Origin of the sequence: Psychrobacter sp. W2-37-MNA-CIBAN-0211, from assembly GCF_040309405.1 — a bacterium.
Taxonomy (GTDB): Bacteria; Pseudomonadota; Gammaproteobacteria; order Pseudomonadales; family Moraxellaceae; genus Psychrobacter; species Psychrobacter glaciei.
Map to the genome: position 1 here is coordinate 1 of NZ_JBEOOU010000310.1, position 262 is coordinate 262.

Annotated in this window: 1 protein-coding gene; it reads right to left on the bottom strand. The window is 72.5% G+C overall.

Going from position 1 to position 262, the window contains the following annotated elements; translation table 11 throughout:
- The coding region (locus AAEY72_RS15360; protein WP_352311451.1) for a coenzyme F420-0:L-glutamate ligase at positions 1–227 on the bottom strand (227 nt) is incomplete at its 3' end.
- Positions 228–262 lie beyond the last annotated feature (35 nt).

The window sequence follows — 262 nt, forward strand, 5'->3', positions numbered from 1 at the left end:
CTGCGGACGAGCGCTCGGGCGCCTGGCCCATCCTCGTCTGTGACGAGGTGCGCGAGACCTCGGACGACGGCGACCGGGCGACCGGACGCCTTCCCCTTGACCAGGTCCGCGGCTCCGGCGAGTTCGTCGGCGACTGCGGTGATGGTGACGGTGAGCGGGCGACCGGACGCATCCGTCTGTCCTCGCAGGTCGTCGACGACACGGATGCCGGCGGCCCCGATCGCGATGTCGGTCTGCCCTTCCCGCCATGGGCGGCCAACGG